At 76.3% G+C, this 6,786-nt stretch carries 5 protein-coding genes; 4 read left to right on the top strand and 1 reads right to left on the bottom strand.

Features of this window, described 5'->3' with window-relative positions; all coding sequences use genetic code 11:
• Positions 1-781 precede the first annotated feature (781 nt).
• The 4 genes from AB0F18_RS26000 (at position 782) to AB0F18_RS25985 (ending at position 5,823) form a co-directional block, all read left to right on the top strand.
• Positions 782-1,981 carry a thiolase family protein gene (locus tag AB0F18_RS26000; RefSeq protein WP_362064649.1) on the top strand — a complete coding sequence of 400 codons (1,200 nt, stop codon included), beginning with the start codon at positions 782-784 and terminating at the stop codon, positions 1,979-1,981.
• Between the two features lie 367 nt (positions 1,982-2,348).
• Positions 2,349-3,788: an aldehyde dehydrogenase family protein gene (locus AB0F18_RS25995; RefSeq protein WP_362064647.1), complete on the top strand. Its 1,440-nt coding sequence runs from the start codon at positions 2,349-2,351 to the stop codon at positions 3,786-3,788.
• An 80-nt stretch (positions 3,789-3,868) separates the two neighbouring features.
• Complete coding sequence (locus tag AB0F18_RS25990; protein ID WP_362064645.1) at positions 3,869-4,261, top strand: thioredoxin domain-containing protein; 393 nt, start codon at positions 3,869-3,871, stop codon at positions 4,259-4,261.
• 122 nt (positions 4,262-4,383) lie between these two features.
• Complete coding sequence (locus AB0F18_RS25985) at positions 4,384-5,823, top strand: NAD(P)/FAD-dependent oxidoreductase (protein ID WP_362064643.1); 1,440 nt, start codon at positions 4,384-4,386, stop codon at positions 5,821-5,823.
• Positions 5,824-5,835: 12 nt separating this feature from the next.
• On the opposite strand, the gene AB0F18_RS25980 is transcribed toward AB0F18_RS25985, so the two are convergent.
• A complete protein-coding gene (locus AB0F18_RS25980) occupies positions 5,836-6,588 on the bottom strand; it encodes an SDR family oxidoreductase (protein ID WP_362064641.1) in 753 nt (250 codons plus the stop codon).
• Between the last annotated feature and the right edge of the window lie 198 nt (positions 6,589-6,786).

Here is a 6,786-nt window from a genome sequence, read left to right as displayed (position 1 = left end):
CCGGGTCGCGGGGGCACCGCCCCCGGACCCCCGCGCCTCAAACGCCGGCGAGGCTGAACGTGGTGGCGCAGCCCGTACGTCTGCGGACCGTGTCCCAGGGGCTCCGCCCCGGACCCCCGCGCCTCAAGCGCCGGCGGGGCTTGAGGTAGCTGCGAGGCTGGACTCTGCCGACCGGCACCGGACCGTTCCCCGCTCCAAGGAATGGCCGAGGGACCTGGTCTGCCCGGTCGGGGGCGGGGACGGGGTGGGGTGTCGTCCGGGGCTAAAACGAGATGAATTCGGCGCCATGTCCCGCTCGAAAAATCTGACCCCGCACAGAGCGCCGAACATCGAAGCCCGCCCCGGGCGGCACCCCACCCCGGCACCGACGCCGGCCACCCCCGACCCCGCAAAACGCCCGGCCAGGGCAACGGCACCGCCCCCGGCCACCCGAAGCGAGCCCGCCCGGCTATGCCAACGGCACCGGCCCCGAAGCGAGGCCACCGGCACCCCGCCCGGCTATGCCAACGGCACCGGCCCCGAAGCGAGCCCGCCCGCACCCCGCCCGGCCAGGGCAACGGCACCGCCCCCGGCCACCCCCGTCCCCCGGGGCACCGCCCGGTTCGACCCCGCCGAACGCCCGGCCAGGGCAACGGCCGAGCCCCAGCCACCGTTGACACGCGCCGACGCCGCGGCGGAGACTTCGGGCGCGCCCCACCGGGCGTGCCCGGTGGTGTGGCCCGGTGCCCACATCGGCGCCGCCCGCGCCGCCGATCGTACGGAGTCGCCCAGGAGAGCCCGCATGAGCATCCGCACCGTCCGCGACGTCTACGTCGTCGACGCCGTCCGCACCCCCATCGGCAAGTTCGGCGGCGCCCTCGCCGGAGTCCGCCCCGACGACCTCGCGGCGCACGTCGTCCGCGCCCTCGTCGACCGGACCCCCGACCTCGACCCCGCCCGCATCGACGACGTCGTCTTCGGTGACGCCAACGGCGCCGGCGAGGACAACCGCGACGTGGCCCGCATGGCGGTACTGCTGGCCGGGCTGCCGGTGACCGTCCCCGGCGCCACCGTCAACCGCCTCTGCGGCTCCGGCCTCGAAGCCGTGATCCAGGCGGCCCGCGCCATCGCCCTCGGCGACGCCTCCGTGGCCATCGCCGGCGGCGTCGAGTCGATGACCCGCGCCCCCTGGGTCGTACAGAAGCCCGAACGCGCGCACCCCGCCGGGCACCAGCAGATGTGGTCCACCACCCTCGGCTGGCGGATGGCCAACCCCCGCATGCCCGCGGAGTGGACCGGCTCGCTCGGCGAGGGCGCCGAGCTCATCGCCGAGAAGCACGGCATCACCCGCGAGGCCCAGGACGCCTTCGCCCTCGACAGCCACCGCAAGGCCGCCGCGGCCTGGACGGCCGGTCTCTACGACGACGAGGTCGTCCCGTACCCCGGCGTGGACCTGCTCCGCGACGAGTGCATCCGCGAGGGTTCCACCCCCGAGGCGCTGGCCCGCCTCAAGCCGGCGTTCCGGACCGACGGCTCCGGCACCGTCACGGCCGGCAACGCCTCCCCCCTCAACGACGGCGCCGCCGCCCTGCTGCTCACCGACGAGGCGGGCCTGGCCGCCACCGGCCGCGAGCCGCTCGCGCGGATCAGCGCCTCCGCCGTCACCGGCATCGAGCCGCAGCTGTTCGGCCTCGGCCCGGTGGACGCGGTCCAGCGGGCGCTCGCCAAGGCGGGCCGCGACCTCTCCGGCCTGGCCGCCTTCGAGCTCAACGAGGCCTTCGCCGCGCAGGCGCTGGGCTGCCTGGCGGCCTGGCCGGAGCTGGACCCCGCCGTGGTCAACCCGCGCGGCGGCGCCATCGCCATCGGGCACCCCCTCGGCGCCTCCGGGGCACGCCTGGCGGGCTCGGTCGCGCACCAGCTGGCGGCGGCGGGCTCGGGCACCGGCATGGCGGCACTGTGCATCGGAGTCGGCCAGGGCATCGCCCTGGTCCTGGAACGCTGACCACCGCCCCACCCGGCCGGCCCTGCCCCGCTCCCGGCTGGCCCGCCCCCGGCCGGGCCCCGGCGGGGCCAGCCTCCCGGCCCCCCAGCGGGGCTGCCCCTATGCCGGGTCTGCCCCCGCCGGGGCCCCAGCCACACCCGCAGGCGATCCCTCCCCCCGTCGGGGCCGCCCCTCGCCGGGTCTCCCCGGCAGGCCCCCGCCCCACCCCCGGGCGGCGATCGTTTCCGGACACGGTGCCCGCCCAACTGCCCAATAACTGAACAGAATCCGGAGACCCGGGTCTGGCACGATGGCGCCTGCCGCGGCCCCAGCCCCCAGCCGGCCGCCGCTCCCCGCCCCGCCGACCCCCCTCCGGAGGCCCCGCGTCATGCCGTTGCTCGATCAGACACTCTGGCAGGACGGTCCCACCCTCACCGGCGGTACGGCCCCGGTCGTCGAACCCGCGACCGGTCGGACCCTCGCCACCCTCGACCTGGCGGCCCCCGCCGACGTCGCGGAGGCGGCCGTACGGGCGCAGGCCGCGCAGCGGGACTGGGCGCGGGCCGGCCACCCGGAGCGGGCGGCCGTGCTGCGCCGTGCCGGGGACCTGTTCGCCGCCCACGCCGACGAGCTGCGGGACTGGCTGGTCCGGGAGTCGGGCTCCATCCCCGGCAAGGCGGACTTCGAGCTGCACGTCGCCGCCCAGGAGTGCTACGAGGCCGCCGCGCTGGCCTCGCGCCCGGTCGGGCAGGTGCTGCCCAGCGAGGCGCCCCGGCTCTCCTTCACCCGCCGCGTTCCGGCCGGGGTCGTCGGGGTGGTGGCGCCCTTCAACGCCCCGCTGATCCTCGCCATCCGCTCCGTCGCGCCCGCCCTCGCGCTCGGCAACGCCGTCCTGCTCAAGCCGGACCAGCGGACCGCCGTCTGCGGGGGCCTCGCCCTGGCCGCCGTGTTCGCGGCCGCGGGACTGCCGGCCGGGCTGCTGCACGTCCTGCCCGGCGGCGCCGCGACGGGCGCGGCGGTGGTGGCCGACCCGCGCGTGCACGTCGTCTCCTTCACCGGGTCCACCGCCGCCGGACGCTCCGTCGGCGAACTGGCGGGCCGTCACCTCAAGCGTGCACACCTGGAGCTGGGCGGGAACTCGGCGCTCGTCGTGCTCGCCGACGCCGACGTCGAGGCCGCCGTCGCGCAGGCCTCCTGGGGCTCCTTCTTCCACCAGGGCCAGATCTGCATGACCGCCGGACGCCACCTCGTCCACGCCTCGCTCTACGACGAGTACGTGGAACGCCTCGCCGTCCGCGCCGAGGCGCTGGCCGTCGGGGACCCGTACCGCGAGCGCGTCCACCTGGGCCCGCTGCTCGACGCGACCCAGCTGGATCGGGTCCACGGCCTGGTCGAGGCGAGCGTCGAGCGCGGAGCCAAGCTCGTCGCCGGCGGCACCCACGAGGGCCTGTTCTACCGGCCGACCGTGCTGGCGGCCGTCTCCGACGACACCCCCGCCTACACGGAGGAGGTCTTCGGCCCGGTGGCGCCCGTACGCTCCTTCGCGACCGAGGACGAGGCGGTGGAGCTGGCCGCCGCCGGCCCGTACGGGCTCTCCCTGGGCATCGTCACCCGCGACGCCGCGCACGGCCTGGAGCTGGCCGGGCGCATACCGACCGGGATCGCACACGTCAACGACCAGACCGTCAACGACGAGGCGGTGGCTCCCTTCGGCGGGGTCGGCGTCTCCGGTACGGGCGCCCGGTTCGGCGGCGAGGCGAACCTCGACGCGTTCACCGAACTCCGCTGGACCACGGTCCGCCGCACCCCGCCCGGCCACCCCTTCTAGCCACCCCCGGCCCGGCGCGGAATGCCTCGGGGCGGCCGTTCGTTGCAGCAGGACACGCAAGCATCAGGAGGTCAGGAACCGTGGCTACAGTCGAGCTCACCAAGGAGAACTTCGACCAGACGGTCAGCGAGAACCCGTTCGTGCTGATCGACTTCTGGGCGGGCTGGTGCCGGCCCTGCCTCCAGTTCGCCCCCGTCTACGAGAAGGCCTCGGAGGCCAACCCCGACCTGGTGTTCGCCAAGGTGGACACCGAGGCCCAGCAGGAACTGGCGGCGGCCTTCCAGATCAGCTCGATCCCGACGCTGATGATCGTCCGGGACCGGGTGGCCATCTTCGCGCAGCCCGGCGCCCTGCCGGAGGCCGCCCTCACCGACCTGATCGGCCAGGCCCGCGCCCTCGACATGGACGAGGTCCATGCCAAGATCGCCGCGCAGCAGCAGGCCGCCCCGGGCGAGGCGCAGGACGACGCGTAGGGCGGGGCACGGGGCGAGGCGCATAAAGAGGCGCACGAGAGGCCCAGGACGGGTCGGCCCCGGCGCGCCGGAGGGCCGTGATTGCCGGACGCGGCCCCCGTCCCACGGGGACACTGGACCGCATGACCGAACCGGTGGAGTACGACGTCGTGGTGCTCGGCGGGGGCCCGGCAGGCGAGAACATCGTCGACCGGACCCGCGCCGCCGGCCTGAGCACGGCCCTGGTCGAGAGCGAACTCGTCGGCGGGGAGTGCTCGTACTGGGCCTGTGTCCCCAGCAAGGCCCTGTTGCGCCCCGCCCTGGCCCGCGCCGACGCCCGCCGGGTCCCCGGCCTGGCCGGCGCCGTCTCCGGGCCCCTCGACGCCGAGGCCGTCTTCGCGCACCGCGACTACTGGACCGGCGACTGGAAGGACGGCGGCCAGGCCGACTGGCTCGATTCCATCGGCGCCCACCTCTACCGGGGCCACGGCCGCCTCTACGGCATCCGCAAGGTCGCCGTGACCAGCCCCGAAGGGGTGCACCACGTCCTCTCCGCCCGGCACGCCGTGGTCGTCGCCACCGGCACGGGACCCGTCCTCCCGGACCTGCCCGGGCTGCACGGCGCCGGTGCGTGGACCAGCCGCGAGGCCACCTCCGCCCGCCGCGTCCCCGGACGGCTGCTGATCGTCGGCGGCTCCGTCGTGGCCTGCGAGATGGCCACCGCCTGGCAGGCCCTCGGCTCGCAGGTCACCGTCCTGGTCCGCGGCTCCGGGCTGCTCCCGCGGATGGAACCCTTCGCCGGGGAACTGGTCGCCGAGGCCCTCACCGGCGCCGGCGCGGTCGTCCGTACCGGGGTGACCGTCGAGGCGGTCGTACGGGACGGGCCGACGGGCCCCGTCACCGTCGTCCTGGAGGGCGGCGAGATGCTGGAGGGCGACGAACTGCTGATGGCCACCGGCCGCGCGCCGCGCACCGAGGACATCGGGCTCGACACGGTCGGACTGACCCCCGGCGGCTGGATCGCCGTGGACGAGAGCTGCCGGGTGCCCGGCCACGACTGGCTGTACGCCGTCGGGGACGTCAACCACCGGGCGCTCCTCACCCACCAGGGCAAGTACCAGGCCCGGATCGCCAGCGCCGCCATCGCCGCCCGCGCCGCCCGGGGGACGGGCGCCCCGGCCCCGGACACCGCCCGCTGGGGCCCGTACGCCGCCACCGCCGACACCGAGGCCGTGCCGCAGGCCGTCTTCACCGACCCGGAGGCCGCGGCGGTCGGCCTGACCCTGGCCCAGGCCGAGCGGTCCGGGCGCCGGGTCCGCGCCGTCGACCACGACCTCGGCAAGGTCTCCGGCGCGGGCCTGTACGCCGACGGCTACCGGGGCCGGGCCCGGATGGTCGTCGACCTCGACCGGGAGGTGCTCCTCGGCGCCACCTTCGTGGGACCGGGCGCCGCCGAGCTGCTGCACGCGGCCACGGTCGCCGTCGTCGGGGAGGTCCCCGTCGACCGGCTGTGGCACGCGGTACCAGCCTTCCCGACCATCAGCGAGGTCTGGCTGCGCCTGCTGGAGACCTACCGGGGCTGAGCCCCCGGGGCCTCAGGTGCGCAGGTACGAGGCCCCGTTGACGTCCAGCACGGCGCCCGAGCTCCACCGGGCCGCGGGCGAGGCCAGGTACAGCACGGCGGAGGCGATCTCCTCCGGCTCGGCCACCCGGCCGAAGGGGCTCTGGGCGCGGATTCCCTCGCCCTCCGCGCCCCGGAGCCGCCCGGAGACCCGCTCGGTGGCGACGAAACCCGGTGCCACCGAGGCCACCGTGATGTCGTGGGGCGCGAGGGACACGGCCAGCGACTGGCCGAAGGCGTGCAGCGCCGCCTTGGTGGCCCCGTACGCGGGATGGTCGGGCTCGCCCCGGAACGCGCCGCGCGAGCCGACGTTCACGATGTGCCCCGGCCGGCCCTCGTCGATCATCCGGCGGGCCACGCAGTAGCTGACGTTGGCCGCGCCGAAGAGGTTCACCGCGGCCGTGCGCTGCCAGGCGTCCTGCCAGTCCGCGTACGAGGTGGTGGGCAGCGGGTGCGCGATCATCGCGGCGGCGTTGTTCACCAGCACGTCCACCCCGCCGAGCGCCCCGGCGGCCTCGGCGACCAGCTCCTCGACGCGCGCGGGATCGCCGAGGTCGCCGGTGACGAGGGCGTGGCCCCCGCCCTCCAGGGCTGCCAGGGTCTCCCGGGCGTCCGCGTGCCGGGTGGAGCAGTGGACGGCGACCCGGTCGCCCTGCCGGGCGAAGGCGGCGGCGACGGCCCGTCCGATGCCCCGGGACGCGCCGGTGACCAGTACGCCCCGGCTCATATCGCACGCTCCGGGGCCGCTGCGCCGGGCGGCGGGGTGGAGGGGATCGCGGGCTGGGGCATCGGGACTCCTTCGCTGGCCGGCTCCGGGCCGGTGGCCTGCTGACGGCCCCATCTGATCATGAAGGGGCTCAGCCTTCACCCCGATTCCGCCCTCACCCCCATGCCGCCCTCACCCCGATTCCGGTCGAGGCCCGGC

This window comes from Streptomyces sp. NPDC029216 (assembly GCF_040648015.1).
GTDB lineage: Bacteria > Actinomycetota > Actinomycetes > Streptomycetales > Streptomycetaceae > Streptomyces.
The sequence above is the reverse complement of the archived record's forward strand: the minus strand, read 5'-3'. Positions and strand labels throughout refer to the sequence as shown.